General features: G+C 64.3%; 25 protein-coding genes. 15 read left to right on the top strand and 10 right to left on the bottom strand.

All coding sequences use genetic code 11. From position 1 onward, the window contains the following. Nucleotides 1-281 precede the first annotated feature (281 nt). Both ACK3BK_RS03295 and ACK3BK_RS03290 read left to right on the top strand, forming a co-directional pair. Entirely contained in the window at nucleotides 282-758 is a 477-nt protein-coding gene (locus tag ACK3BK_RS03295) for an Lrp/AsnC family transcriptional regulator (protein WP_016712159.1), read from the top strand. Between the two features lie 53 nt (nucleotides 759-811). Further along, nucleotides 812-1,015 carry a DUF2788 domain-containing protein gene (locus ACK3BK_RS03290; protein WP_013974331.1) on the top strand — a complete coding sequence of 68 codons (204 nt, stop codon included), beginning with the start codon at nucleotides 812-814 and terminating at the stop codon, nucleotides 1,013-1,015. Between the two features lie 7 nt (nucleotides 1,016-1,022). Here the strand turns inward: ACK3BK_RS03290 and ACK3BK_RS03285 are convergent, their stop codons facing one another. The 4 genes from ACK3BK_RS03285 to ACK3BK_RS03270 all read right to left on the bottom strand — a co-directional run bounded on the left by ACK3BK_RS03285 (nucleotide 1,023) and on the right by ACK3BK_RS03270 (nucleotide 7,014). After that, nucleotides 1,023-1,652 carry a pseudouridine synthase gene (locus tag ACK3BK_RS03285; RefSeq protein ID WP_238348373.1) on the bottom strand — a complete coding sequence of 210 codons (630 nt, stop codon included), beginning with the start codon at nucleotides 1,650-1,652 and terminating at the stop codon, nucleotides 1,023-1,025. A gap of 6 nt (nucleotides 1,653-1,658) precedes the next feature. Next, nucleotides 1,659-3,161, bottom strand: a complete 1,503-nt coding sequence (amn, locus tag ACK3BK_RS03280) for an AMP nucleosidase (RefSeq protein WP_411383722.1) — start codon at nucleotides 3,159-3,161, stop codon at nucleotides 1,659-1,661. Between the two features lie 122 nt (nucleotides 3,162-3,283). Beyond that, complete coding sequence (locus tag ACK3BK_RS03275; protein WP_411383721.1) at nucleotides 3,284-4,927, bottom strand: acyl-CoA dehydrogenase family protein; 1,644 nt, start codon at nucleotides 4,925-4,927, stop codon at nucleotides 3,284-3,286. Between the two features lie 95 nt (nucleotides 4,928-5,022). Next, nucleotides 5,023-7,014 (bottom strand): 7TM diverse intracellular signaling domain-containing protein, encoded by a 1,992-nt coding sequence (locus tag ACK3BK_RS03270; RefSeq protein ID WP_411383720.1) that lies wholly within the window; start codon nucleotides 7,012-7,014, stop codon nucleotides 5,023-5,025. A gap of 264 nt (nucleotides 7,015-7,278) precedes the next feature. Here ACK3BK_RS03270 and ACK3BK_RS03265 point away from each other — a divergent pair, with 264 nt between their 5' ends. The 8 genes from ACK3BK_RS03265 (at nucleotide 7,279) to lnt (ending at nucleotide 14,789) form a co-directional block, all read left to right on the top strand. Then, entirely contained in the window at nucleotides 7,279-8,076 is a 798-nt protein-coding gene (locus ACK3BK_RS03265; RefSeq protein WP_186669278.1) for a hydroxymethylpyrimidine/phosphomethylpyrimidine kinase, read from the top strand. Between the two features lie 14 nt (nucleotides 8,077-8,090). Beyond that, nucleotides 8,091-8,714: a thiamine phosphate synthase gene (thiE, locus tag ACK3BK_RS03260; protein WP_186669277.1), complete on the top strand. Its 624-nt coding sequence runs from the start codon at nucleotides 8,091-8,093 to the stop codon at nucleotides 8,712-8,714. A gap of 17 nt (nucleotides 8,715-8,731) precedes the next feature. Next, the gene (gene hemL / locus ACK3BK_RS03255; protein ID WP_411383719.1) at nucleotides 8,732-10,015 is read left to right on the top strand and encodes a glutamate-1-semialdehyde 2,1-aminomutase; all 1,284 of its coding nucleotides are present in this window, start codon (nucleotides 8,732-8,734) and stop codon (nucleotides 10,013-10,015) included. A gap of 231 nt (nucleotides 10,016-10,246) precedes the next feature. Continuing rightward, a complete protein-coding gene (locus ACK3BK_RS03250; protein ID WP_186669275.1) occupies nucleotides 10,247-10,798 on the top strand; it encodes a tetratricopeptide repeat protein in 552 nt (183 codons plus the stop codon). Between the two features lie 131 nt (nucleotides 10,799-10,929). Next, nucleotides 10,930-11,928 carry a PhoH family protein gene (locus tag ACK3BK_RS03245; protein ID WP_112897246.1) on the top strand — a complete coding sequence of 333 codons (999 nt, stop codon included), beginning with the start codon at nucleotides 10,930-10,932 and terminating at the stop codon, nucleotides 11,926-11,928. Then, nucleotides 11,921-12,394 (top strand): rRNA maturation RNase YbeY, encoded by a 474-nt coding sequence (gene ybeY, locus ACK3BK_RS03240; protein ID WP_186669273.1) that lies wholly within the window; start codon nucleotides 11,921-11,923, stop codon nucleotides 12,392-12,394. Before ACK3BK_RS03245 ends, ybeY begins: the two co-directional genes overlap by 8 nt. A 29-nt stretch (nucleotides 12,395-12,423) precedes the next feature. Then, the gene (locus ACK3BK_RS03235; RefSeq protein ID WP_186669271.1) at nucleotides 12,424-13,263 is read left to right on the top strand and encodes an HlyC/CorC family transporter; all 840 of its coding nucleotides are present in this window, start codon (nucleotides 12,424-12,426) and stop codon (nucleotides 13,261-13,263) included. A gap of 8 nt (nucleotides 13,264-13,271) precedes the next feature. Continuing rightward, nucleotides 13,272-14,789, top strand: coding sequence for an apolipoprotein N-acyltransferase (gene lnt / locus ACK3BK_RS03230; protein WP_411383718.1), 1,518 nt, complete (start codon nucleotides 13,272-13,274; stop codon nucleotides 14,787-14,789). A 102-nt stretch (nucleotides 14,790-14,891) separates the two neighbouring features. Here the strand turns inward: lnt and ACK3BK_RS03225 are convergent, their stop codons facing one another. Next, nucleotides 14,892-15,653 carry a YdcF family protein gene (locus ACK3BK_RS03225; protein WP_411383717.1) on the bottom strand — a complete coding sequence of 254 codons (762 nt, stop codon included), beginning with the start codon at nucleotides 15,651-15,653 and terminating at the stop codon, nucleotides 14,892-14,894. Nucleotides 15,654-15,783: 130 nt separating this feature from the next. Then, nucleotides 15,784-16,098 (bottom strand): hypothetical protein, encoded by a 315-nt coding sequence (locus tag ACK3BK_RS03220; protein ID WP_054892821.1) that lies wholly within the window; start codon nucleotides 16,096-16,098, stop codon nucleotides 15,784-15,786. Nucleotides 16,099-16,336: 238 nt separating this feature from the next. On the opposite strand from ACK3BK_RS03220, the gene leuS reads away from it, so the two are divergent. The 5 genes from leuS (at nucleotide 16,337) to ACK3BK_RS03195 (ending at nucleotide 22,348) form a co-directional block, all read left to right on the top strand. Next, on the top strand, nucleotides 16,337-18,943 hold the full coding sequence (gene leuS, locus ACK3BK_RS03215; RefSeq protein ID WP_186669267.1) for a leucine--tRNA ligase: 2,607 nt from the start codon (nucleotides 16,337-16,339) through the stop codon (nucleotides 18,941-18,943). Nucleotides 18,944-19,003: 60 nt separating this feature from the next. Beyond that, complete coding sequence (lptE, locus tag ACK3BK_RS03210) at nucleotides 19,004-19,609, top strand: LPS assembly lipoprotein LptE (RefSeq protein ID WP_411383716.1); 606 nt, start codon at nucleotides 19,004-19,006, stop codon at nucleotides 19,607-19,609. 36 nt (nucleotides 19,610-19,645) lie between these two features. Further along, complete coding sequence (gene holA / locus ACK3BK_RS03205; RefSeq protein WP_411383715.1) at nucleotides 19,646-20,683, top strand: DNA polymerase III subunit delta; 1,038 nt, start codon at nucleotides 19,646-19,648, stop codon at nucleotides 20,681-20,683. Nucleotides 20,684-20,815: 132 nt separating this feature from the next. Further along, nucleotides 20,816-20,980, top strand: a complete 165-nt coding sequence (arfA, locus tag ACK3BK_RS03200; RefSeq protein ID WP_039580593.1) for an alternative ribosome rescue factor ArfA — start codon at nucleotides 20,816-20,818, stop codon at nucleotides 20,978-20,980. A 54-nt stretch (nucleotides 20,981-21,034) separates the two neighbouring features. Then, entirely contained in the window at nucleotides 21,035-22,348 is a 1,314-nt protein-coding gene (locus tag ACK3BK_RS03195; protein ID WP_411383714.1) for a lytic murein transglycosylase, read from the top strand. 35 nt (nucleotides 22,349-22,383) lie between these two features. Here the strand turns inward: ACK3BK_RS03195 and ACK3BK_RS03190 are convergent, their stop codons facing one another. The 4 genes from ACK3BK_RS03190 to ACK3BK_RS03175 form a co-directional block, all read right to left on the bottom strand. Beyond that, nucleotides 22,384-23,322 carry a S66 peptidase family protein gene (locus ACK3BK_RS03190; protein WP_411383713.1) on the bottom strand — a complete coding sequence of 313 codons (939 nt, stop codon included), beginning with the start codon at nucleotides 23,320-23,322 and terminating at the stop codon, nucleotides 22,384-22,386. A gap of 137 nt (nucleotides 23,323-23,459) precedes the next feature. Beyond that, the gene (gene lipA / locus ACK3BK_RS03185; RefSeq protein ID WP_238343328.1) at nucleotides 23,460-24,476 is read right to left on the bottom strand and encodes a lipoyl synthase; all 1,017 of its coding nucleotides are present in this window, start codon (nucleotides 24,474-24,476) and stop codon (nucleotides 23,460-23,462) included. 2 nt (nucleotides 24,477-24,478) lie between these two features. Continuing rightward, on the bottom strand, nucleotides 24,479-25,126 hold the full coding sequence (gene lipB, locus ACK3BK_RS03180; RefSeq protein WP_186669262.1) for a lipoyl(octanoyl) transferase LipB: 648 nt from the start codon (nucleotides 25,124-25,126) through the stop codon (nucleotides 24,479-24,481). Next, entirely contained in the window at nucleotides 25,126-25,401 is a 276-nt protein-coding gene (locus ACK3BK_RS03175; RefSeq protein WP_054892813.1) for a DUF493 domain-containing protein, read from the bottom strand. The genes lipB and ACK3BK_RS03175 overlap by 1 nt, the downstream gene beginning before the upstream one ends. Nucleotides 25,402-25,450 lie beyond the last annotated feature (49 nt).

The raw sequence follows: 25,450 nt of genomic DNA, 5'->3' as shown, positions 1-25,450 counted from the left end.
AATTGTCGTCCGTGCTCGACGCTTGTGGCGTCGGCTCACCTCACAGTGTCTTCTGGACGCTGTGCAGCCCGGGGGCCAGGTGATCCGGTTGGATGGCTGGCCGCGACCGCCCGCCTAGGGCGCGTCGCCGTGGACTTGAGTCCGGGCAGTGATTCTGTTGATAAAGATAGAGGAATGGGTGCGACAGAGGATTGCGAAGATTGCTCTGATAAATAGCACTTGCGCAATTTTTCACTCAGGATCGATAATTCGCCGCAATCCGAACAGAAAAGGCCTTCTTGATGAGCAAGCTCGACCGCTATGACCTGAGCATTCTTGCCGAATTGCAGCGCGATGCACGTATCTCCAACCAGGAACTGGCCGAACGCATCGGCCTGTCCCCCTCGCCCTGCTCACGGCGGGTCAAGCAGCTCGAAGACGACGGCTATATCTCGCGCCAGGTGGCCCTGCTGGACCGCAAGAAGCTCGGCCTGAGCCTCACCGCCTACGTGCTGATCGGCATGGACCGCCACACCCCCGAACGTTTCGAAACCTTCGAAGCCGCCATCCGCAACCTGCCCCAGGTGCTCGAGTGCAGCCTGGTAACCGGGATGGACGCCGACTACCAGCTCAAGGTGGTGGTACCGGACATGGACCACTATCAGAAATTACTACTAGGCAGCCTGACCCGCATCGAAGGCGTCACCAGCGTGCGCTCGAGCTTCGTGCTCAACCAGGTACTGGCCAGTACCGAGATGCCATTGACCCACCTCCGTTGAACCCTGCCAGGCCCGGCGTATGATCGGGCCTTCAAACCGCCTGGAGCTTGAAGATGGATCCTGCCGTATTCGAAGAATGGATGATGATCATCCTGGTCACCGTGCTGATCGGGTTCATGGGCTTCATCGTCTGGGACCTGGCGAAAAAGTCCAAGGCCGGGCGCTTCGGCACGCTGATCCTGTTCTTCGTGCTGGGGCTTGGGGTGCTGGCCTTCATCATCAAGAGCGTGGTGGTGGGGTTTCTCGAAGGGGTGTAGCGCAGCCCTACAGCCGTGCCGGCACCTCGCGCCAGCAGCCCTGCTCCAGTCCATCGAGGGTCCAGCTACCGATCCTGACCCGCACCAGACGCAAGGTCGGCAACCCCACTGCCGCCGTCATCCGCCGCACCTGGCGGTTGCGCCCTTCGCGAATCACCAGCTCCAACCACTGCGTGGGAATGCTCTTGCGAAAGCGTACCGGTGGGTTGCGCGGCCACAGTGCAGGCTCATCGAGCAGGCGCGCCTCGGCTGGCAAGGTCTTGCCATCGTTGAGTTCGACGCCCTCACGCAATTGCCGCAACTGCTCCTCGCTCGGCTCACCCTCCACCTGCACCCAATAGGTCTTGGGCAATTTGTGCTTCGGGTCGGCGATGCGCGCCTGCAAACCGCCGTCATTGGTCAGCAGCAACAGGCCCTCGCTGTCGCGGTCCAGACGCCCGGCGGGGTAGATACCCGGGATATCGATGAAGTCCTTGAGCGTGGCGCGCCCCTGGTCGTCGCTGAACTGGGTCAGTACATCGAAGGGTTTGTTGAACAGAATCAGGCGCGGCTCGGCCGGCGGCGCCTTGGGCGGGCGACGCGGGCCGACAGGACGCGCCGCCGGGCGGCGCGGTTTGGAGCGGGGTGGCAGGGGCATGGATCCTCAGCGGAACGGCGGCTCATCGAAGCTGCGCAGTTTACGCGAGTGCAGCGAGTTGAGCTCGGTGCGCAGCAGATCGAGGGCAGCGATGCCGATCTTCAGGTGCTGGCTGACCGCACGGTTGTAGAAGGCGTTCGCCGAGCCCGGCAGCTTGATCTCGCTGTGCAGCGGCTTGTCGGAAACGCACAGCAGGGTGCCGTAGGGCACTCGCAGGCGATAACCCTGTGCGGCGATGGTGCCGCTCTCCATGTCTACCGCGACGGCGCGCGACAGGTTGATCAGCGGGCGCTCCTGGGCCCAGCGCAGCTCCCAGTTGCGGTCGTCGTAGGTGAGCACGGTGCCGGTACGCAGGCGCTTCTTCAGTTGCTCGCCGCGCTCGCCGGTCACCTGCGCCGCCGCTTCCTGCAGCGCCAACTGCACCTCGGCCAGGGCCGGGATCGGGATGTTCGGCGGCACCACGCGATCGAGGATGCCGTCGCGACGCATGTAGGCGTGAGCCAGCACGTAGTCGCCGATGGTCTGCGACTGACGCAGGCCGCCACAGTGGCCGATCATCAGCCAGCAGTGCGGACGCAGCACGGCCAGGTGGTCGGTGATGTTCTTGGCGTTGGACGGGCCGACACCGATGTTGACCAGGGTGATGCCATCACCGTCGGCGGCGATCAGGTGGTAGGCCGGCATCTGGTAGCGATGCCAGACCACGCCAGCCACCAGAGCCTGGGCCTCGCCGTTGTCCATGCCCTTCTCGATCACGACATTGCCCGGCAGCACCATGCGCACGAAACGCGGGTCCTGGCGCAACTGCTCGAGGCCGTGGGCGATGAACTGGTCGACATAACGGTGGTAGTTGGTCAGCAGGATCCACGGCTGCATGTGGCGCCAGTCACTGCCGGTGTAATGCACCAGGCGGCGCAGCGAGAAGTCCACACGGGCGGCGTCGAACAGCGCCAGCGGCAGAGTGTCGGCGCTTTCCCAGTCGTACAGGCCATCGGCAATGTTGTCGGTGGCGGCAGACAGGTCGGTGCTGGGGAACACCCGCGCCAGCTGCGCGGCGGTGATGCCGCTGCCGGCCAGTTCGTCGCCCTGGTCGACCACGTAGGGATACGGGATGCTCTGCTCGCTGACACCCACTTCCACCGTCACGGTGTAGTCGTTCATCAGCGGGCGTAGCTGCTCCAGTAAATAACCGCGGAAGGCGGCCGGCTGGGTAACGGTGACGCTGTAGGTCCCGGCGACCTGCACCTTGGCATAGGCACGCGTGGTAGCGGCGACTTCGCCCTGGCTGAAGTAGGTGAGGCGTAACGCCGGATAGCGGAACTGGGCGCGCTGGCCTTCGTCCGGTTCGGTGCGGTCCTTGAGGTAACGCTTGAGGGCCTGGCTGAGGGCCCCGGTGGCCTGTTCATGCAGGGCCGCCAGACGATCGACGGCCTGTTCGGGGGTATCAACGACTACAAACGCTTGGCTCACGCTGGGCTTCCTGTCTTCGAGGGCATGCAGGGTTTCCATCTTGCCTGCCTTCGGCGCTAAAAACATCCCCGGTGGTCTCTTCGCGGGTAAACCCGCTCCCTGGTTTCAAATACAGCGCAGTACCTGTGGGAGCGGGTTTACCCGCGAAGGGGCCAACGCGATCAAAGCGGCGTGGCCCGCGCCACCAGGGCCTGGGCATCGACGCCACGCGGCAACGCGCCATACACCCGACCACCAGTGCCCAGGCGACTGCCGATAAACGCATCGCTCACTGCGGCGTTGCCCGCCTCGAGCAGCAGCTTGGCCTGAATCGCCACGGCGATGTCCTCGGTCAACTGCCGCGCCCGGTACTGGATGTCGCTGGTGTCGGCAAAGGCGCCCTTGAGATTGCCGATGTGCGCGGCCAGCCGAGGATCGCCATGGCCATCCCCCAGCTCGACGAACAGGGCGTCGAGCACCCCCGGCTCCTTGGACAGCGCGCGCAGCACGTCAAGGCACTGCACATTGCCCGAGCCCTCCCAGGTGGAGTTGACCGGCGCCTCGCGGTACAGCCGCGGGAGGATGCTGTCCTCTACATAACCCGCGCCGCCCATGCATTCAGCGGCTTCGTTGATCATCGCCGGGGCACGTTTGCAGATCCAGTACTTGCCCACCGCCGTGACCAGCCGCGCGAAATGCGCCTGCTGCGGATCGTCGAGCTGATCCAGCGCCTGGCCCATGCGCAGGCTCAGGGCCAGCGCTGCTTCGCTTTCCAGGGCCAGGTCGGCGAGCACGTTCTGCATCAGGGGCTGCTCGCTGAGCAGCTTGCCGCCGACCTTGCGGTGCGCGCAGTGATGGGTGGCCTGGGTCAGGGCCTGACGCATCAAGGCACTGGAGCCGACCATGCAGTCGAAGCGGGTCATGGCCACCATCTCGATGATGGTCGGCACGCCGCGGCCCTCCTCGCCAATCATCCAGGCCAGGGCACCCCGGAACTCGACCTCGCTGGAGGCGTTCGATACGTTGCCCAGTTTGTTCTTCAAGCGCTGGATGTAGAACTGGTTGCGCTGGTCGTCCGGTCGATGACGCGGCAGCAGGAAGCAACTCAGGCCTTTTTCGGTCTGCGCCAAGGTCAGGAAGGCATCGCACATCGGCGCCGAACAGAACCACTTGTGGCCCACCAGCTCGTAGGCCTGCCCCGGCCCGGGCATGCCGACCGGATAAGCACGGGTGGTGTTGGCACGCACGTCGGTGCCGCCCTGCTTCTCGGTCATGGCCATGCCGATGGTCACCCCGGCCTTGTGCCGGTCACCGATGTTGCGTGGGTCGTATTCACGCGCCAGCACCTTGGGCAGCCAGTATTCGGCCAGCTCCGGCTGCAGGCGCAATGCCGGTACGGCGGCAAAGGTCATGGTCAAGGGGCAGCCTGTGCCGGCCTCGGCCTGGCTGTGCAGGTAGGTCATCGAGGCCCGGGCCACATGGGCACCGGCGCGCGGCTCGGACCAGGGCAGCGAGGGCAGGCCATGCTCGACCGCAGTACGCATCAGCTCGTGGTAGGCCGGATGGAAGGTCACCAGGTCGATGCGATGCCCATAGCGGTCGTGGCTGCTGAATTCGGGCTTGTGGGCATTGGCCAGGAACCCTGCTGCCATCAGCGGCCCACCCGCCAATGCACCATAGGCATCGATCCGTGCCTCGGCCCACCCTGCACCGAAACGCTTGGACCACTCCTGCAGCGGTACATCGAGGCGGTACAGGTTGGCACCGTCGAGCGGCGGCGGTTGGTTGGTGACTTCGTGGGTTTCGGCGTACTGGTGCAGGTTCATGGCGGCTCCTGGATCCGAAGTGGCCTGGAAGGTCCAGTGAAGCACTCATTACCCTTGAGTCAAAGTGGCAAAAGCGCCGATTCTGGCGACCCGACCTACAGCGTCCCAGGTCCGGAAGCGATCCGCCCGACAGGGACCTGCACCTGGGCCACGGCCACCGTCATCACCAGTTCGAAGCGACTGCCCAGGCCACGCGTCGACTCATGGGACAGGCGCGCGCCGATGAGCTCGCCCAACTGACGACAGATCGACAAACCGATCCCCAGGCCGCCATAGCGCCGGGTCATGGAGCCATCGACCTGGAAGAAACGCTGGTACAGGATCGCCTGGTCCAGGTCGTCGAAGCCGATGCCGCTGTCGCTGACCGTCACACTCAACGCCAGGCTGTCGGGCGCGATCCAGCGGCCACGAACCTGGATCATCACACCGCCCTGATGGGTGAATTTCAGCCCGTTGTCCACCAGGCAGGCCAGGCAGCGGGCAAGTTTCTGCGCATCGCACACCAGGCTGTCGGGCAGGTCCGCAGGCACGTCCAGGCTCAGGTACAACCCCTTGCCCAGTGCCTGCCCGGCATACCCTGCCCGCAGCTCCTGCAACAGTCGCCGAAGGCTGAACGGTGCGCCGTGGGCGCGCAGACGGCCCGCCTGGAGTTCGGTGAGGATCAGGATGTCGTCGACCATCGCCATCATGTCCTGTGCCGAGCCCACGGCCGTGCGGTGGTATTGCGCCTGCTCGGCGCCCATGGGCAGGGTCTGCATCAGTTCCAGCGAACCGATCACGCCGTTCATCGGTGTGCGCAACTCGTGGGTGACGGTGGCGAGGAATTCATCCTTGAGCCGATTGCTGCGCGCCAGTTGCTGATTGAGCTGCTCCAGTTTTCGGCCGCTGTCACGCAGCGCCCGCGACTGCTCTTCGCGCAGGCTGTTGATGCGATCGGCCAGGGCCAGCGACAGCAACGCCACCTCCAGTGCCGCGCCGAGCTGGCTGGCGTACATGGTCAGGAACACATTTGGCAGGTAACCCAGCACCATTAGCGTGTTGACCAACCCGCCGAGTAGAAACGCCGTCCAGGCGATGACGAACCAGCGCGCAACGCGCACGCCGCGCCGCCAGGCCATCACACCGGCAGCGAACACAGTCACCGTGAAGGCCAGCGCCAGCGCCGTAGCCATGCGCAGCGCCACGCCATAGGACAGGCTGACGGCCAGCAGCATCACCAGCACACCCCCGGCCATCAACAGCAACAACAACCGATCGAACCCCGGGCTGAGGCGACGCACCTGCAGGAAGTGGCGGGTGAACTGGCAACCGAACAGGCCGGCCGCACCGATGAACAACGGCGTGGCGGCGTTGGTCCACCAGGGGTTTTCAGGCCAGAAGTAAGCGACCCCGGCACCGTTGACCGAGATCTGGTACAGCCCGAACGCACCTATATAAAGGATGTAGTAGAGATAGCTGACATCGCGCACGCTCAGATAGATGAACAGGTTGTAGACCAGCATCACCAGCAGTACGCCGTAGATCATGCCCAGTATGTAGAAGCGCCCCGGCTGCGACTCGATGTAGGCCTCGGCCGACCAGAGGGTCAGCGGCGCCTGCACCGATCCCTGGCTGTGCAGGCGCAGGTAGACCGTGGTGGTCTGCTCGCGGGGCAACGGCAGTTCGAACAGGTAGTTGTTCTGCTGGATCTGCCGACTGGCGTAGGGTAAAGCGTCGCCAGTGCTTTGCGCCAGGCGCCACCTGCCCTCGCCGTCAGGCAGATAGAGCTCCAGATGATCCAGCGGCGGGTACGCCAGTTCCAGCAACCATTGGCGGGGCGCCGCTGCCGGCAGACCGACAGGGCGCAGGTCGAGCTTCAGCCAGAACACCGACGTCGAATAACCGGCATTGAGCACGTCGTGGGTATGCGTACGAAAGCGCGATGCGAACGCTGGCGCGCTGACCTGGTCGATGCTGGTGCTGCCATCCACGTCTTCGTAGACCTGCATCAGCTTGCCCAAGGGGAGTTGCCGGGTAGCATCGTCGAAATCGACCGCTCCGGCGAGCAGGGGCAGGCAGCCCAAGAGCACAATCAGCAAATAGCGCATACAGCCCCAGCATGGTCTGCGCGGTTGCGTCGTGATTGCCTCCCATCCCTTTGAGACGACGAAACCCGGCAGCGCCGTTAATCGAGTTATCCGAGCACTCTAGCATAGCCTTCGGAGCCGTCCAGCAGCCACTGCCAATTTCAAAGAAAGCCCTCTAGAACGGACATTTCAGGCAACGCCAAACGTACAACCTGACCATTTGGTCAGCAAAATTGCCGCACTCGCCGATTCGCGCAAAGGGGTTTGGTGGTAAGCTCGCCGACCATGAATACCTACAGCTCCCGCCCCGTTGTCCTCTGTCTCTCCGGCCACGACCCCAGTGGCGGTGCCGGCCTGCAGGCAGATATCGAAGCCCTGATCGCCCAAGGCTGTCACGCCGCCCCTGCCGTGACCGCCCTGACCGTTCAGGATACCGTCAACGTTTCCGACTTCCGCGTACTCGACCGCGAGTGGGTGCTGGCCCAGGCCAATGCCGTGCTGGCCGACTCCACCGTGGCAGCGGTGAAGCTGGGCATGCTCGGCTCGATCGAGATGGTCGACACCGTCGCCGAACTCCTCGCCGCGCATCCGCACCTGCCGCTGGTCTGCGACCCGGTGCTGCGCGCCGGTGGTGGCGGCCGCCTGGGCAAGGACGAGGTCGGCTACGCCCTGCGCGAGCGTCTGCTGCCGCGGGCTACCATCGCCACGCCCAACCTGCCCGAGGCACGCATCCTTGCCGAACTGCCGAACGGCAGTGCCGACGAATGCGCAGAGAAACTTCTGCCGTTCTGCGAGCATCTTCTGATTACCGGCGGCCATGGCGACGAGGTGGAAATCCACAACCGCCTGTACAGCCGCAGCGGCCAGCAACACACCTGGACCTGCCAGCGCCTGCCCGGCAGCTACCATGGTTCAGGCTGCACGCTGGCCAGCGCCCTGGCCGGCCGGCTGGCGCTGGGCGAGCAGCTCGAAAGCGCCGTGCGCAGTGCCCTGGACTACACCTGGCGCACGCTGCGCGACGCCGAGCAACTGGGCAAGGGCCAGTACGTGCCACGCCGCCTGCCCCTGGACTTCTGCTCCTGATACGAGGCCATCACATGAAGCTACGCGGCCTGTACGCGATCACCGACAGCCAGCTGCTCGCCGGCCGTTTCCTCTCCCATGTCGAGGCAGCGCTCGAAGGCGGTGTCTGCCTGCTGCAGTACCGCGACAAGGGTGACGATGCGGCGCGACGCCTGCGCGAGGCCGAAGCGCTGATGCAACTCTGCGAACGCTACGGCACCCAGTTGATCATCAACGATGACGCCGAGCTGGCCGCGCGCCTGGGCGTCGGCGTGCACCTGGGGCAGACCGACGGCCCACTCACGCCGGCCCGTGCCCTGCTCGGGCGCAAAGCCATCATTGGCTCAACCTGCCATGCCAGCCTCGACCTGGCTGCACAGGCCGCCAGCGAAGGCGCAAGCTACGTGGCCTTCGGCCGCTTCTTCAATTCCCTGACCAAGCCCGGCGCCCCGGCCGCCAACCTCGACCTGATCGAGCAGGCCCGCGCCCAGGTCAAGCTGCCGATCGCGGTGATCGGTGGCATCACCCTCGACAACGCCGCCCCGCTGGTCGCCCATGGCGCCGACCTGCTGGCGGTGATCCACGGCCTGTTCGGTGCCGACAGCGCGCAGGAAGTCACCCGCCGCGCCCGCGCCTTCAACGCCCTGTTCGCTTCCTGATTTCGAGAGAAGATCCCATGTCCCGTTCCGAAACCCTGTTCGCCCAAGCCCAGAAGCACATCCCCGGCGGCGTCAACTCGCCCGTGCGCGCCTTCAAGAGCGTCGGCGGCACACCGCTGTTCTTCAAGCATGCCGAAGGCGCCTATGTGGTCGATGAAGACGACAAGCGCTACGTCGACTATGTCGGCTCCTGGGGGCCGATGATCCTCGGCCACGGCCATCCGGACGTGCTGGACGCGGTGCGCCGCCAACTGGAGCACGGCCTGTCGTACGGCGCACCGACCGCCATGGAAACCGAGATGGCCGACCTGGTCTGCTCGATCGTGCCGTCGATGGAGATGGTGCGCATGGTCAGCTCGGGCACCGAAGCCACCATGAGCGCCATTCGCCTGGCCCGTGGCTACACGGGTCGCGACGCGATCATCAAGTTCGAAGGCTGCTACCACGGCCACTCCGACAGCCTGCTGGTCAAGGCCGGTTCCGGTCTGCTCACCCAGGGCGTACCGAGCTCGGCAGGCGTGCCGGCCGACTTCGCCAAGCACACCCTGACCCTGCCGTTCAACGACATCGCAGCCGTCGAGAAGACCCTCGCCGATGTTGGTCAGACAGTGGCCTGCATCATCGTCGAGCCGGTGGCCGGCAACATGAACTGCGTACCGCCGGCGCCCGGCTTCCTCGAAGGCCTGCGCACACTGTGCGACAAGCACGGTGTGGTGCTGATCTTCGATGAAGTGATGACCGGTTTCCGCGTATCGCTGGGCGGCGCCCAGGGCTACTACGGCATCACCCCGGACCTGTCGACCTTCGGCAAGATCGTTGGCGGCGGCATGCCGGTCGGCTGCTTCGGCGGCAAGCGCGAGATCATGGGCTGCATCGCCCCGCTCGGCCCGGTCTACCAGGCCGGCACCCTGTCGGGCAACCCGCTGGCCATGGCCGCCGGCCTGACCACCCTCAAGCTGATCAGCCGCCCGGGCTTCCACGACGAACTGAGCGCCTTCACCAGCCGTATGCTCGACGGCCTGCAGCAGCGCGCCGATGCAGCCGGCGTACCGTTCGTCACCACCCAGGCGGGCGCGATGTTCGGCTTGTATTTCACCGGCGCCGACGACATCGTCACCTTCGACGATGTGATGGCCAGCGACGCGGAGCGCTTCAAGCGTTTCTTCCACCTGATGCTCGAGGGCGGTGTGTACCTGGCACCGAGTGCGTTCGAAGCGGGCTTCACCTCCATCGCCCATGGCGAGAAAGAGCTGCAGATCACCCTGGATGCGGCCGAGCAGGCATTTGCCAAGCTGAAGTGACCACCTGATGGCCTCATCGCGGGACAAGCCCACCCCCACTGCTACCGTCTGTGCGGGCAGGGTTGTACCCCGATGAGGCTGCTTCAGAGCAAAACGTGAGCCCCATCACAAGTCGCACAAATACCCCTCGATGCAGAATTTCGAGTAAAACTTTGTAAGGTTGGCGCTGCTTATCCCATAATGTGCCACCAGAGACATTGGCCGCAGCTTTGCAGAGGTAAGTCGATCCCCATGAACCGCACCGGCCGCGCCCTCATCCTGGGCTGCCTGTTGCTTCTTCAGCCCCTGCTGGCCCTGGCGGAGGGCGGTAACTCGTTGCTGATTCCAGCGACGGGCCGCTGCACTCTCAACGCCCAGCCGCAAGACCTGGAGAACGCACTGAAAGCCTGCGCGCAAATTGCGGAATCCGGCGATGCCCAGGCGCAGTACGAACTGGGCGAGTTCTACTACACCGGCAACCAGGCCCCCAAGGACCTGAACAAGGCACTGAACTGGTTCGAAAAAGCCTCGCTGCAGGGCCACGCCCAGGCCCAGTACCGTCTGGGCGGCATGTTCTTCCACGGCGAAGGGGTCAAGGCCAACAACGTCCAGGCCTACATCCTGCTGAAGATCGCTGCGGTCAACGGCGCCGAAGACGCCCTGGACATGGCCGACGAAGTCACCGAGCAGATGCCCCGCGACGAACTCGAGCATGCCACGCAAGTGCTCGGACAGATCTTCCGCAAGTACCTGCTGGAGCTGCAAAGCGCCGAAGGGCGCACGCCGTTCTCGCCGCTGCCCTGATCCGATCACCCAACCGTCAAATTTTGCTGGCAGACTGTCAGCCTTGCCCTTGATCGTTTCAGATCTTTCGCCACTGTCGCTCAAGGGTTATTCTTGAGTTCACATCTTTCGTCGAGCGCCTTGAACCGACCTTGAACGCACCCATACAACCCCATCGCTTCACCCTCGAACCTTTCGAGGCCCACCGTTTCGCCAACTTGTGTGGCCAGTTCGACGAGCACCTGCGCCTGATCGAACAACGCCTGGCCATCGAGATCCGCAACCGCGGCAATCAGTTCGAACTGATCGGCGAACCCAAGACCACCTCCGCTGCCGAACAGCTGCTGCGCCGTCTCTACCGCGAGACCAAGGCCACCGACCTGTCGCCGGAAACGGTCCACCTCTATCTCCAGGAGTCGGCGGTCGAGAACATCGACAACCCCGCCGTCAACGAAGTCAGCGTCTCGCTGCGCACGCGCAAGGGCAACATCCGCCCGCGCGGGGTCAACCAGCAGCGCTACGTCAAGGAAATCCTGGCCAACGACATCAACTTCGGCATCGGCCCGGCCGGCACCGGCAAGACGTACCTGGCCGTGGCCTGTGCCGTCGATGCGCTGGAGCGCGAACAGGTGCGCCGCATCCTGCTGGTGCGCCCGGCGGTCGAAGCCGGCGAGAAGCTCGGCTTCCTGCCCGGTGACCTGGCCCAGAAGATCGACCCCTACCTGCGCCCGCTGTACGACGCACTCTACGAGATGCTCGGTTTCGAGCACGTGGCCAAGCTGATCGAGCGCCAGGTAATCGAGATCGCCCCGCTGGCCTACATGCGCGGCCGCACGCTGAACAACAGCTTCATCATTCTCGACGAAAGCCAGAACACTACCCTCGAGCAGATGAAGATGTTCCTCACCCGCATCGGCTTCGGCTCGACCGCGGTGATCACCGGCGACATCACCCAGGTCGACCTGCCTCGCGGCACCAAGTCGGGCCTGGCCCACGTGATCGAAGTACTCAGGGACGTCCCGGGCATCAGCTTCACCCACTTCCAGCCCAAGGACGTGGTACGCCATCCGCTGGTGCAGCGCATCGTCGAAGCCTACGATCGCTTCGAAGCCCGTCAGGCCAAGCCCGAGGCGCCCGCCAAAGATGCTTGAACTCGATCTGCAACGGGCCACCGACAGTCCCGCCCCGGACGACGCGGCATTCCGCCGCTGGTGCGAACTGGCATTGCGCCAGCGCAGCGCCGACTCGGAAATGACCATCCGCCTGGTCGACGAGGCCGAGGGCCGCGAGCTGAACAACACCTACCGGCACAAGGACTACGCGACAAACGTGTTGTCCTTCCCTGCTGACGTGCCCGACGATCTGCTGGATATTCCGCTGCTGGGCGACCTGGTCATCTGCGTGCCGGTGGTCGAGCGCGAAGCCAACGAACAAGGCAAGGCGCTGGAAGCACACTGGGCGCACCTGGTCATTCACGGCTGCCTGCACCTGCTGGGCTACGACCACATCGACGACGATGAGGCCGAGGAAATGGAAGCCCTAGAACGCGAATTGCTGGCCGAACTGGGTCACCCCGACCCGTACGCCGATGACGACACCGATTCAATCAACCCTTGATCACTGCAAAGGAACACGAGTAAACCGCCATGAGCGAAGATCGATCGAGCAACGGGCAGAAGTCCTGGCTGGGTAAACTGACCCAGGCTTTTGCCCATGAGCCGAAAAACCGCCAGGAGCTCCTCGAGCTGCTGCGCGAAGCCCATCAGAACAAGCTGCTCGACAGCGAAGCTTTGACCATCGTCGAAGGTGCCATCCAGGTCGCTGACCTGCAGGTGCGCGACATCATGGTCCCGCGCTCGCAGATGATCAGCATCAAGGCCAGCCAGTCGCCACGCGAATTCCTGCCGGCGGTGATCGACGCCGCGCACTCGCGCTACCCGGTGATCGGTGAAAGCCATGACGATGTGCTCGGGATCCTGCTGGCCAAGGACCTGCTGCCGCTGATCCTCAAGGAGAACGGCGACAGCTTCAACATCAAGGACTTGCTGCGCCCGGCCACCTTCGTGCCGGAGTCCAAGCGCCTGAATGTGCTGTTGCGCGAGTTCCGCGCCAACCACAATCACATGGCCGTCGTCATCGACGAATACGGCGGCGTCGCGGGCCTGGTGACCATCGAGGACGTGCTCGAGCAGATCGTCGGCGACATCGAAGACGAGCACGACGTCGAGGAAGACAGCTATATCAAGCCACTGCCCAGCGGCGACTTCCTGGTAAAAGCGCTGACACCGATCGAGAACTTCAACGAGTTCTTCGACAGCGAGTTCTCCGACGATGAGTTCGACACTGTCGGCGGCCTGGTCATGAGCGCCTTTGGCCACCTGCCCAAGCGCAACGAGACCACCGAAATCGGCGCCTATCGCTTCCGCATTCTCAATGCCGACAGCCGCCGGATACACCTGCTGCGCCTGACCCCGATCACTCGCTAAGGACGAACATGCGCTGGATCACCCGCCCCGGCTGGCCCGGTAACCTGCTGGCCATGGTGGCCGGCGCCTCCACCTCCCTGGCCCTGGCGCCCTTCGACATCTGGCCGATCGCCCTGCTGGCGATCATGCTGTTCTACCTCGGCCTGCGCGAGCTCAGCCCGCGCCAGGCATTGGGTCGCGGCTGGTGCTATGGGTTCGGCCTGTATGGCGCCGGCACCAGCTGGATCTACGTCAGCATCAACACCTACGGCGGGGCTTCGCCGTTGCTGGCGACCCTGCTGCTGGTGGCCTTCTTCGCCGCCATCGCCTGGTTCTTCGCCCTGCCCGCCTGGCTTTGGGCACGCTGGCTGCGGCGTAACGAGGCGCCGCTGGCCGATGCCCTGTGCTTCGCTGCCCTGTGGCTGTTGCAGGAGGCCTTCCGCGGCTGGTTCCTGACCGGTTTCCCCTGGCTCTATGCCGGCTACAGCCAGCTCGACGGTCCGCTGGCGGGGCTTGCGCCGCTGGGGGGCGTCTGGCTGATTTCCTTCGCCCTGGCGCTGTCTGCCGCACTGCTGTGCAACCTGCACCGTTTGCGGGCACGCCCGGCCTTCCTCGCCGTGGGCGCACTGCTGCTGGTCGCCCCCTGGGGCATCGGCCTGAGCCTCAAGTACCACGCCTGGACCCAACCGGCCGGCGAGCCACTGAAAGTGGCCGCGGTGCAGGGCAACGTCGAGCAGGATCTGAAATGGGATCCGGCCCACGTCAACGCGCAACTGGCGCTGTACCGCGACATGAGCCTGAGCTCCAAGCCGGTCGACCTGCTGGTCTGGCCCGAGACCGCGGTACCGGTGCTCAAGGACCAGGCCCAGGGCTACATCGACATGATGGGCAGCTTCGCTTCTGACCGTCATTCGGCGCTGATCACCGGGGTGCCGATCCGCGAAGTGGTGCACCACCAGCGCCGCTACTACAACGGCATCACCGTGACCGGCGAAGGCGACGGCACCTACCTCAAGCAGAAGCTGGTGCCATTTGGCGAGTACGTTCCGCTGCAGGACGTGCTGCGCGGGCTGATCGAGTTCTTCAACCTGCCGATGTCGGACTTCGCCCGCGGGCCGGAAGACCAGCCGCTGCTACAGGCCAAGGGCTATCAGATAGCGCCGTACATCTGCTACGAAGTGGTCTACCCGGAATTCGCCGCAGAGCTGGCAGCGCAGAGCGATCTGCTGCTGACCATCAGCAACGACACCTGGTTCGGCACCTCGATCGGCCCGTTGCAGCACCTGCAGATGGCACAGATGCGCGCGCTCGAGGCTGGGCGCTGGATGATCCGCGCCACCAACAATGGCGTAACGGCGCTGATCGACCCGTTCGGCAGGATCACCACCCAGATTCCGCAGTTCCAGAAGGCGATTCTGTATGGTGATGTGGTGCCGATGCAGCAGCTCACGCCCTACCTGCAATGGCGCTCGTGGCCATTGGCGATCGTCTGCGCGCTGCTGATGGGCTGGGCGCTGCTGGCGGGGCGGATCGCCAGGGCCCTGTAGAGGGGCTTTTTCGCGGGCAAGCCCGCTCCTGCAGGGTCTTCAGGACTCAGTGCCTGCGGGGGCGGGCTTGCCCTGGAAGAGGCCGGCACAGCGTTCGCCACATCAATAGAACAGTCGATATCCCAGCAGCCCCACCGCCTCGTTGAGCAACTGCCCGCTCTGCCAGATCGCCCGGCTTTCCGGCAGCAAGCCGGCAAACGGTCGCGCATGATCGCCCCCCAGAAACCCCACTGGCGCCGGCACCACCTCGAAGCCCACCTGCTCGAAGCTCCAGCGTGAGCGCTGCATGTGCCAGGCCTGGGTCACCACCACCACACGGCGCAACCCCAACGGCTGCAGAACATCGGCGCTGAAACGGGCGTTTTCCCAAGTCGTGCGGCTGGCCTCTTCCTTCCAGGCTACCTCCACCCCGAAGTCAGCCTTGAGCCGATCGGCCATCAATTGTGCCTCGCTCGGCGGCGTGCCGTAGTGCAGGCCACCCGTGGTCAGCACCGGCAAGCCCGAAGCCTTGGACAACTGTGCCGCATAGCGCATGCGCTCCAGCGCCGTGCCTGTGGGCTGGTCCTGCCCACCCCAGGCCGGATCGCCGCGCTCCCGGCCTGCACCGAGAATCACGATGGCATCGGCACGCGCGGCCAAACCGGCCCACTCATCCAGCCCCAGGGCCGCCTCTGTTTCCAATGCCCGTGCCGACTCCTGCACCACCAGCGGCAGGCTCATCAGCCACAAGCCACCCAGCCCGATGACAAAGCACAACCCGGCCAGGCGCGGGCGGCGCTTGCGCAGCCACCAGGCCGCCAACAGTAACAGGAACAGCAAGCCCGGAGGCATAAGCCACTGCTTGATGAAAAAACGAATCGGCATGCGCGCACCTCCATGGAAGAGGTGCAGCCTAAGAGGATCGACGCCGGGCAACAAGTGCACGACCGGCGTCGATCAGAGTGGTTAATCGAAGAAGCGTCACGAAACGACGTGGGCCTGGTGTCCTGAACGGCTATCGGGAAGGTTGCGTTCTGGATCTGTCCATTGCAGCGGGGCGCTGCCGGTCCTTGAGCCAGACGATCTTGCCCTTGCCGGACTCCGGCTGAGGGTAGGCGCCGGCACTGGCGAAACGGCTCTCAGGAAGCGTGTCCAGATAAGCCTTGATCACCTGGAACTCCGCGGGGCTCAGGCCGCGCAGCTCCAATTCTGCTGGCATTTCGTCGCGCAATCGCACCGAGGTTCTGGCCACTTCGAGTGCCAGGCCCAGTCGGTCGATCAGGCGTTCGTATAGCTCCGGTTTGATTGCGGTTAGCTGCGACTCTCCCATCCGTTCACCTCATTGAAGGTAAGAATATCCCCCCCACAGATGAGCTTAGCGGCACTGAAAAAAGCAGCCGCCCGCCGCGACAAACGGCCCGCACGGCGCCAATCGCATTCTGGGTTTCCCACGACGCGCGACGCTCATGTATGCTAGGCCGTTCACTCTCATCGACACCGGAGTGCCGGACGCAGCGAGGTTGCGCTGCCTGGAAACAAGGTCTCTTTCACTTTCAGCAAAAGTAGCCATGCACGAACAATACCAGCCCCGTGATTTAGAAGCCGCCGCCCAGAAGTTCTGGGACGAGCAACAATCGTTCGCTGTCACCGAACAGCAAGGCAAGGATACGTACTATTGCCTATCGATGTTCCCGTACCCGAGCGGCAAGCTACACATGGGCCACGTGCGCAACTACACCATCGGCGACGTCATTGCCCGCTACCAGCGCATGCTGGGCAAGAATGTCCTGCAGCCGATGGGTTGGGATGCCTTCGGCATGCCGGCGGAAAACGCGGCGATGAAGAACAACGTCGCCCCGGCCAAGTGGACCTACGAGAACATCGAATACATGAAGACCCAGCTCAAGAGCCTGGGTCTGGCCTTCGACTGGTCGCGGGAAGTCACCACCTGCAAGCCGGACTACTACCGGTGGGAGCAGTGGCTGTTCACCCGCCTGTTCGAAAAAGGCGTGATCTACCGCAAGAACGGGACCGTGAACTGGGACCCGGCCGACCAGACCGTGCTGGCCAACGAGCAGGTCATCGACGGCCGCGGCTGGCGTTCGGGCGCGCTGATCGAGAAGCGCGAAATCCCGATGTACTACTTCCGCATCACCGACTACGCCGACGAACTGCTGGAAAGCCTCGACGAGCTGCCGGGCTGGCCCGAGCAGGTCAAGACCATGCAGCGCAACTGGATCGGCAAGTCGCGCGGCATGGAAGTGCAGTTCCCCTACGACCAGGCGAGCATCGGTCACGAGGGCACGCTGAAGGTCTTCACCACGCGCCCCGACACCCTGATGGGCGCCACCTACGTCGCCGTCGCCGCCGAACACCCGCTGGCCACCCAGGCCGCCCAGGGCAACCCGGCGCTGCAAGCATTCATCGACGAATGCAAGAGCGGCAGCGTGGCCGAGGCCGACATGGCCACGCAAGAGAAGAAAGGCATGGCCACCTCGCTGCTGGTCGAGCATCCGCTCACCGGCGAGAAACTGCCGGTCTGGGTCGCCAACTACGTGCTGATGCACTACGGCGATGGCGCGGTAATGGCTGTTCCGGCCCATGACGAGCGCGATTTCGAGTTCGCCCACAAGTACAACTTGCCGGTCAAGGCTGTGGTGCGCACCAGCGCGGGCGATGAAGTCGGCAGCGAGTGGTTGGCCGCCTATGGCGAGCACGGCCAACTGATCAACTCCGGCGAGTTCGACGGCCTGGACTTCGCCGGCGCCTTCGACGCCATCGAAGCCGCGCTGATCCGCAAGGACCTCGGCAAGTCGCGCACCCAGTTCCGCCTGCGCGACTGGGGTATCAGCCGCCAGCGCTACTGGGGCTGCCCGATCCCGATCATCCATTGTCCGTCCTGCGGCGACGTGCCGGTGCCGGAAGACCAGCTCCCGGTCGTGCTGCCGGAGAACGTGGTGCCGGACGGCGCCGGTTCGCCACTGGCGCGCATGCCCGAGTTCTATGAGTGCACCTGCCCGAAATGCGGCACTGCGGCCAAGCGCGAAACCGACACCATGGACACCTTCGTCGAATCGTCCTGGTACTTCGCCCGCTACGCCTCGCCCAACTACGAGGGTGGTCTGGTCGATCCGAAAGCGGCCAACCACTGGCTGCCGGTCGATCAGTACATCGGCGGTATCGAGCACGCCATCCTGCACCTGTTGTACGCGCGCTTCTTCCACAAGCTGATGCGCGACGAAGGCCTGGTCACCTCGAACGAGCCGTTCAAGAACCTGCTGACCCAAGGCATGGTCGTCGCCGAAACCTACTACCGCGTCGCCAGCAACGGCGGTCGTGACTGGTTCAACCCGGCCGATGTCGAGGTCGAGCGTGATGCCAAGGCCAAGATCATCGGCGCACGCCTGAAGACCGACGGCCTGCCGGTGGAAATCGGCGGCACCGAGAAGATGTCGAAGTCGAAGAACAACGGCGTCGACCCGCAAGCCATGATCGACGCCTACGGCGCCGACACCTGCCGTCTGTTCATGATGTTCGCCTCACCGCCCGACATGAGCCTGGAATGGTCCGACTCCGGTGTCGAAGGCGCGAGCCGCTTCCTGCGCCGTGTCTGGCGCCTGGCCCAGGGCCATGTTGCCCAGGGCCTGCCAGGCAAGCTGGACATCGCCGCCCTGGACGACGCGCAGAAGGTCATCCGCCGAGGCATCCACGCTGCAATCAAGCAAGCCAGCACCGATGTGGGTCAGTTCCACAAGTTCAACACCGCCATCGCCCAGGTGATGACCCTGATGAACGTACTGGAAAAAGCTCCGCAAGCCAGCGAACAGGATCGTGCCCTGCTGCAGGAAGGCCTGGAGGCCGTCACCCTGCTGCTGGCACCGATCACCCCGCACCTCTCTCACGCACTGTGGAAGGAACTGGGCCACACCCAGGCGGTGATCGACGCTGGCTGGCCGGCCGTCGACGAAAGCGCGCTGGTACAAGACACCATCACCCTGGTAGTGCAGGTCAACGGCAAGCTGCGTGGCCAGGTCGAAATGCCTGCCGCCGCCAGCCGCGAGGAAATCGAAGCCGCCGCCCGCAGCAACGACAATGTCCTGCGCTTCATCGATGGCCTGACCATCCGCAAGGTCATCGTGGTACCGGGCAAGCTGGTCAATATCGTCGCCAACTGATGGCAACGCCCGCCCCTTAGACACGGGGCGGGCGGAACAGGCCCACAAGGGAGCAACAACATGATCAAACGCAATCTGCTGGTAATAGGCCTGGCCGTCGTGCTCAGCGCCTGCGGTTTCCAGCTGCGCGGTACCGGCACCAACGAGATCGCCCTCAAGGAACTGGATCTGAGCGCGCGTAATGCCTATGGCGAGACCGTCACCCAACTGCGCCAGACTCTGCAGAACAGTGGCGTCAAGGTTCAGGCCGGCGCGCCCTACAAGCTGGTACTGACCAACGAGCAGGACAGCCAGCGCGCGGCGACCTACTCCGGCGGCAGCCGCTCTGCTGAATACGAGCTGACTACCGTGCTGAACTACGAAGTTCAGGGGCAGAACGATGCGGTACTGCTCACAGACAAGCTGGAAGTACGCAAGATCTACGTATACGACGGCAACAACATCACCGGCTCCACCCAGGAAGCCACTCAGGTTCGCCAGGAAATGCGTCGTGACCTGGTCCAGAGCATGATGGTCCGCCTGCAGCAGCTGACCCCGGAGCACCTGGCGCACCTTCAGCGCAAGGCTGACGAACGCGCCCGCGCCGAAGCCGAAGCCCTGAAAGAGGCCCAGCGCATCCAGGACAACACGCCCCAGCAATCGCCGCTGGAAGTCCCGGCCCATTGAGCCTGAACGGGGCACCGCTGGTGCCCCGCCCATCCCATGAAGCTTTCTCCCGCCCAACTCAACAAGCACCTGCAAGGCACACTGGCCCCGGTCTATGTGGTCAGCGGCGACGACCCTCTGCTGTGCCAGGAAGCCGCCGACGCCATTCGCGCCGCCGCGCGCCAACAGGGCTTCGATGAACGTCAGGTGTTCAGCGCCGATGCCAACTTCGACTGGGGTAGCCTGCTGCTGGCCGGTGCCAGCCTTTCGCTGTTCGCCCAACGACGTCTGCTGGAGCTGCGCCTGCCGTCGGGCAAACCCGGCGACAAGGGCGCTGCTGCGCTCATGGAGTATTGCGCCAATCCCGCCGAGGACACGCTGCTGCTGATCAGCCTGCCCAAGCTTGACGGCAGTGCGCAGAAGACTAAATGGGGCAAGGCCCTCATCGAGGGTGAACACTGCCAATTCATTCAGATCTGGCCGGTGGACGCCCAGCAGTTGCCGCAATGGATCAACCAGCGCCTGTCCCAGGCCGGGCTGTCGGCGCAGCGCGATGCGATCGACCTGATCGCCGCAAGGGTCGAGGGCAACCTGCTGGCGGCCGCCCAGGAGATCGAGAAACTCAAGCTGCTCGCCGAGGGCAACCAGATCACCGTCGAGACCGTCCAGGCCGCGGTCGCCGACAGCGCTCGCTTCGATGTGTTCGGCCTGGTCGATGCCATCCTCAACGGCGAGGCCGGGCATGCCCTGCGCATGCTCGAAGGGCTGCGTGGCGAGGGCGTCGAGCCGCCGGTCATTCTATGGGCGCTGGCCCGCGAGCTGCGCCTGCTGGCGGGGCTGGCCCAGCAGTTCAGCCAGGGTGTACCGCTGGACAAGGCCTTCAGCCAGGCGCGCCCACCAGTGTGGGACAAACGCCGCCCCCTGGTCAGCAAGGCTCTGCAGCGCCTGTCAGCGCTACGTTGGGCGCAACTGCTGCAGGATGCCCAGCGTATCGACGCACAGATCAAAGGCCAGGCCGAGGGCTCGCCGTGGACCGGGTTGTCGCGGCTGTCGCTGTTGATGGCCGGCCAGCGCCTGACGCTTCCTTCGGAATAATTGGGACTACTGTAGGAGCGGCGGTTCGGCGCTCCCACAGGGGTGTCACAGCTCATACACACAATCAATTGGCCCCCCGCTCGCCCAGGCCATAAAGTCCGCCCCAAGTTCATCCAACCCGGGAACCCCGCCATGAGCAAGAAGCCGAAAAAACACGGCCCCAACAAGGCCAAGTCGATCATCGCCCAACCCCTGTTCCGCTGCCGTCAGGAACGACCGGAAAAGGGCAAGGGCAGCTACCGCCGCGAAGCCTTCCAATCGAGAGATTGGGAGGCTTCTTGCTTTCTGGCCGCCTGAAAAAGGCGCAGGCATGATATGGTCGGCACCTGAACTGCAAAACTGGATCTGTGCATGTCCTTCAGTCTTTCCCAGCGCTGGCGCCCCCGCCAGCTGATCGCGGCCTCCAGCTTCATCCTGCTCGTCGCCTGCGCGGAAAAACCCACCGCCGCCGACGCCCTGCCGCTGGCTCCTGCCCAGCCTGCTCCGAACGTTACCCTGCCCGGCACCGCCACTGACACCAGCAGCGAAATCCAGCCGCTGCAGACCTTCGCCCAATGGCAGGCGAGCTTCCGCCAGCAAGCCCTGCAGGCTGGCATCAGCCCCAATACCTTCGACCGTGCATTCCTTGGCGTCACACCCGACATGGACGTGATCAAGGCCGACCGCAGCCAGCCTGAATTCTCCCGCCCGGTCTGGGAGTATCTCGACGGTGCGTTGTCGCCGCTGCGCGTGCGCAACGGCAAGAAACTGCTGGAACAGCACGCCGAGCTGCTCGGTCGTATCGAGCAACGCTATGGCGTCGACCGCCAGGTGCTGGTTGCCGTATGGGGCATGGAGAGCAATTTCGGGCAGTTCCAGGGCAACAAGTCGGTGATCCGCTCGCTGGCTACCCTGGCCTATGAGGGCCGCCGCCCGACCTTCGCCCAGGACCAGTTGATCGCGGCCCTGCAGATCCTGCAGAACGGCGATATCCAGCCCGAGGCCATGCGCGGCTCCTGGGCCGGTGCAATGGGGCAGACCCAGTTCATCCCTACCACCTACAACACCCACGCGGTGGACTTCGACGGCGATGGTCGCCGCGACATCTGGAACAGCACGGCAGACGCGCTGGCCTCCACCGCGCACTACCTGCAAAGCTCGGGCTGGAAGCGTGGCCAACCTTGGGGCTTCGAGGTTCAGGTGCCGGCAGGCTTCGATTACTGGCTGGCAGACGGCGCTCAACGCAAGTCGGTCAGCGAATGGTTGAGCCTCGGTGTGACACTGCCAACCGGCACCCAACTGCCCAGCGGCAGCAGCCAGCTCTCGGCAGCGCTATTGCTTCCAGCAGGCGCACGCGGACCGGCATTCCTGGTACTGGACAACTTCCGTGCAATCCTGAAGTACAACAATTCCTCGTCCTACGCCCTGGCGGTCAGCCTGCTGGGCGATCGCTTCTCGGGCTGGGGCTTCATTGCCGGATCGTGGCCGAAGGACGACCTGCCGCTGAGCCGCAGCGAGCGCATGGAGCTGCAAAACCTGCTCAACGCCAGCGGGCACGAAGCCGGTAACGCCGATGGCATCATCGGCGCCAACACCCGCAAGGCCATTCGCAATGCCCAGCAAGCTCAGGGCTGGCCGGCCGATGGCTATCCAACACACAAGCTGCTCGATAGCCTGCGGCGCTAGAGAATATCGGGGCTGCTTGTGCAGCCCCTATAGCTTCAGGCTGTGAACAACGCCTGCTCCAGCACAAGCTGCTGTGCATCACTGTCCAGCCGCACCTGCGCACCCAACGGCAGGCACACATTCGGATCGCAGTGCCCACTGCGCCATCCTGCCAGCACCGGCACCTGCAGTGGCCCGAAGATATCCCTGAGCAACGGCTCAAGCGCCGTCACCGTGATCCCCGCAAAGTCCCCCACCAGCACCCCCTTGATTCCCTCCAGATTGCCGGCCAAGCGCAACTGGGTCAGCAGACGGTCCACTCGGTACAGGGGCTCGTTGACGTCCTCGATGAACAGGATGCTGTCGTGGGTATCGATCTGCGCCACAGTGCCCTGGGTCGCTCCGAGCATCGACAGGTTGCCACCCACCAAACGTCCGCTGGCAACACCACCGACCACGGTCGTAAGGCCGAACGCCGCAGGATGCCCGATGGCATCGCCTCGCCCGACCTGCCCCTGCAACTGCTGGAATAGCGAACTGACGGTCGGCTCGAGCTTGGCACCGAGCAGGTCGGCATTGAGCATCCCGCCATGGAAGGTGAGCAACCCGGCATGGCGCTGGATTGCCGTGTGCAGGGCGGTGATGTCGCTGTAGCCGATCAAGGGTTTGGGGTGACGACGAATCAGCTCGAAATCCAGCCGATCCAGCAGCCGCATGCTGCCATAGCCACCCCGCATGCACAGGATCGCGTCGATCTGAGGGTCAGCGAAGGCGTCGTGCAAGTCACGCAGGCGTTGCTCGTCGCTGCCTGCCAGATAGCCGTCGGCCTGCAGCGCACCCGGATAGACGCGGCAGCGCAAGCCCCGCTGTTCGAACCATTGCCGCGCCTTGTCCACATCCAGCCGTGCAGGCCCCGCCGGCGCGACAATTGCGAAGCAGGGGTTACCGGGTAATGCCTTGGGCAGGCGGAAGGTTGGGGTTTCAAGACAGTTCATCGGGCGACTCCTTGCGTACAGGGGCTTGCCACTCTAACGGGCGTATTGGAAGGCGCACACAGGGCGCGTTGCCCCAGAAAACAAAAATGCCGATGCCGCCTTTCGGCGCGCATCGGCATGTTCAGCGCAAGCCCGGATCAGAGCTTGATCTTGGCTTCGTGAGCCTGCTGGTCGGCGTGGTACGACGAGCGCACCAGCGGGCCGGAGGCGACGTTCTTGAAGCCCATCTTGTAGCCTTCCTCGGCGAACCAGGCGAAGGTGTCGGGGTGCACGAAACGCTGCACCGGCAAGTGGCTGCGCGAAGGCTGCAGGTACTGGCCGAGGGTCAGCATGTCGATGTCATGCTCGCGCATGCGGTGCATCACTTCGATGACTTCCTCGTCGGTCTCGCCCAGGCCGAGCATCAGGCCCGACTTGGTGGGGACGTGCGGCACCAGTTGCTTGAACTTCTGCAGCAGGTCCAGCGACCAGTCGTAGTCCGAACCCGGACGCGCGGCCTTGTACAGACGCGGCACGGTCTCGAGGTTGTGGTTGAACACATCAGGCGGCGTTTGCGCGGTGATTTCCAGCGCCACGTCCATACGCCCACGGTAGTCCGGCACCAGGGTTTCCAATTGCACGCCCGGGGACAGGGCGCGGATTTCGCGGATGCAATCGGCAAAGTGCTGGGCGCCACCATCACGCAGGTCGTCGCGGTCTACCGAGGTGATCACCACGTACTTCAGGCGCAGGTCGGCAATGGCGACCGCCAGGTTCTTCGGCTCGTCCAGATCCAGAGGCTTCGGACGGCCGTGACCAACGTCGCAGAACGGGCAGCGGCGGGTGCAGATGTCACCCATGATCATGAAGGTCGCGGTGCCACCGGAGAAGCACTCGCCCAGGTTGGGGCAGGATGCCTCTTCGCAGACGCTGTGCAACTTGTGCTTGCGCAGCAGTTGCTTGATGCGATCGACTTCCGGCGAAACCGGGATGCGCACGCGAATCCAGTCGGGCTTCTTCGGCAGTTCTTCGGTGGGGATGATTTTCACCGGGATGCGCGCGACCTTATCGGCGCCACGCAGCTTGACCCCGGCTTCCACTTTCTTGGGGGCGGGGCGCGGGGTGACGTCTTGGGTCGCGATCAGGTTCGGCACGGCTTCTTGCACAGTTGTCATATTCAGTCGATTCCGCCCGTGAGGGTCGTCTGCTCAGCATAGTCGAGGTGCTTGACCAGCTGTCCGCGCAGCCTTGTCCTGACCTCGTCGAGTTCGATCGGACCTGCCAGGTCGCGCAGCTGGGTCATGGCCAGCCCCGCATACCCGCAGGGGTTGATTCGGCGGAATGGCGCGAGGTCCATGTCCACGTTCAGGGCAAGGCCGTGGAACGAACGGCCATTGCGGATTCGAAGGCCAAGTGACGCGATCTTCGCCCCATCGACATAGACGCCAGGGGCGTCGGGCTTGGCCACCGCCTGCACGCCATAGCTGGCGAGCAGTTCGATGAGCGTAGTCTCGATGCGGCTGACCAGTTCGCGCACGCCAATGCTCAGGCGGCGCACGTCCAGCAGCAGGTAGGCGACCAACTGGCCGGGGCCGTGGTAGGTGACCTGGCCGCCGCGGTCGGTCTGCACCACCGGGATATCGCCCGGAATCAGCAGATGCTCGGCCTTGCCGGCCTGGCCCTGGGTGAAGACTGCAGGATGCTCGACCAACCAGACTTCGTCCTGGCTGTCCGGGCTGCGTTGCTCGGTAAAACGACGCATGGCCTCCAGCACCGGTTCATAGGGCTGCAGGCCAAGATCGCGAAAACCGAGACACGCGGGCATCACAGCACCATTTTCACGATGCCGGTGGCACGCAGGGCACTGTTGATATCGTGCAGCTGATTCTCGCTCTCGGCGACGATGTGCAGTTGCACCGTGGTGTACTTGCCTTCCTTGCTCTGGCGCTCGGCCAGGGTGGAAAGGTCGACCTTGGCGTGCTTGCTCAGGACTTCGATGACCATGTCCTTGAAGCCGACAACAGTATCGCCGATGACCTTGATCGGGTAATCGGCGCAGGGGAATTCGATTTTGTGCGACTTAACGTCAGCTTCGCTCATGGCGCATACGCCCTCGTAAGGCGTGGCAACAACAATGCCCCCGCGTGGT

Origin of the sequence: Pseudomonas sp. L7, from assembly GCF_046605565.1 — a bacterium.
In the GTDB taxonomy this organism is placed as follows: domain Bacteria; phylum Pseudomonadota; class Gammaproteobacteria; order Pseudomonadales; family Pseudomonadaceae; genus Aquipseudomonas; species Aquipseudomonas wayambapalatensis.
This window is presented reverse-complemented; position numbering and strand designations above follow the sequence as displayed.

What these genes read in the sequence shown, in the direction of transcription:
- ACK3BK_RS03295 (WP_016712159.1), top strand. Translation starts at nt 282, where the DNA reads ATGAGCAAGCTCGACCGCTATGACCTGAGCATTCTTGCCGAATTGCAG.
- ACK3BK_RS03290 (WP_013974331.1), top strand. Translation starts at nt 812, where the DNA reads ATGGATCCTGCCGTATTCGAAGAATGGATGATGATCATCCTGGTCACC.
- ACK3BK_RS03285 (WP_238348373.1), bottom strand. Translation starts at nt 1,652, where the DNA reads ATGCCCCTGCCACCCCGCTCCAAACCGCGCCGCCCGGCGGCGCGTCCT.
- amn (WP_411383722.1), bottom strand. Translation starts at nt 3,161, where the DNA reads ATGGAAACCCTGCATGCCCTCGAAGACAGGAAGCCCAGCGTGAGCCAA.
- ACK3BK_RS03275 (WP_411383721.1), bottom strand. Translation starts at nt 4,927, where the DNA reads ATGAACCTGCACCAGTACGCCGAAACCCACGAAGTCACCAACCAACCG.
- ACK3BK_RS03270 (WP_411383720.1), bottom strand. Translation starts at nt 7,014, where the DNA reads ATGCGCTATTTGCTGATTGTGCTCTTGGGCTGCCTGCCCCTGCTCGCC.
- ACK3BK_RS03265 (WP_186669278.1), top strand. Translation starts at nt 7,279, where the DNA reads ATGAATACCTACAGCTCCCGCCCCGTTGTCCTCTGTCTCTCCGGCCAC.
- thiE (WP_186669277.1), top strand. Translation starts at nt 8,091, where the DNA reads ATGAAGCTACGCGGCCTGTACGCGATCACCGACAGCCAGCTGCTCGCC.
- hemL (WP_411383719.1), top strand. Translation starts at nt 8,732, where the DNA reads ATGTCCCGTTCCGAAACCCTGTTCGCCCAAGCCCAGAAGCACATCCCC.
- ACK3BK_RS03250 (WP_186669275.1), top strand. Translation starts at nt 10,247, where the DNA reads ATGAACCGCACCGGCCGCGCCCTCATCCTGGGCTGCCTGTTGCTTCTT.
- ybeY (WP_186669273.1), top strand. Translation starts at nt 11,921, where the DNA reads ATGCTTGAACTCGATCTGCAACGGGCCACCGACAGTCCCGCCCCGGAC.
- ACK3BK_RS03235 (WP_186669271.1), top strand. Translation starts at nt 12,424, where the DNA reads ATGAGCGAAGATCGATCGAGCAACGGGCAGAAGTCCTGGCTGGGTAAA.
- lnt (WP_411383718.1), top strand. Translation starts at nt 13,272, where the DNA reads ATGCGCTGGATCACCCGCCCCGGCTGGCCCGGTAACCTGCTGGCCATG.
- ACK3BK_RS03225 (WP_411383717.1), bottom strand. Translation starts at nt 15,653, where the DNA reads ATGCCGATTCGTTTTTTCATCAAGCAGTGGCTTATGCCTCCGGGCTTG.
- ACK3BK_RS03220 (WP_054892821.1), bottom strand. Translation starts at nt 16,098, where the DNA reads ATGGGAGAGTCGCAGCTAACCGCAATCAAACCGGAGCTATACGAACGC.
- leuS (WP_186669267.1), top strand. Translation starts at nt 16,337, where the DNA reads ATGCACGAACAATACCAGCCCCGTGATTTAGAAGCCGCCGCCCAGAAG.
- lptE (WP_411383716.1), top strand. Translation starts at nt 19,004, where the DNA reads ATGATCAAACGCAATCTGCTGGTAATAGGCCTGGCCGTCGTGCTCAGC.
- holA (WP_411383715.1), top strand. Translation starts at nt 19,646, where the DNA reads ATGAAGCTTTCTCCCGCCCAACTCAACAAGCACCTGCAAGGCACACTG.
- arfA (WP_039580593.1), top strand. Translation starts at nt 20,816, where the DNA reads ATGAGCAAGAAGCCGAAAAAACACGGCCCCAACAAGGCCAAGTCGATC.
- ACK3BK_RS03195 (WP_411383714.1), top strand. Translation starts at nt 21,035, where the DNA reads ATGTCCTTCAGTCTTTCCCAGCGCTGGCGCCCCCGCCAGCTGATCGCG.
- ACK3BK_RS03190 (WP_411383713.1), bottom strand. Translation starts at nt 23,322, where the DNA reads ATGAACTGTCTTGAAACCCCAACCTTCCGCCTGCCCAAGGCATTACCC.
- lipA (WP_238343328.1), bottom strand. Translation starts at nt 24,476, where the DNA reads ATGACAACTGTGCAAGAAGCCGTGCCGAACCTGATCGCGACCCAAGAC.
- lipB (WP_186669262.1), bottom strand. Translation starts at nt 25,126, where the DNA reads ATGCCCGCGTGTCTCGGTTTTCGCGATCTTGGCCTGCAGCCCTATGAA.
- ACK3BK_RS03175 (WP_054892813.1), bottom strand. Translation starts at nt 25,401, where the DNA reads ATGAGCGAAGCTGACGTTAAGTCGCACAAAATCGAATTCCCCTGCGCC.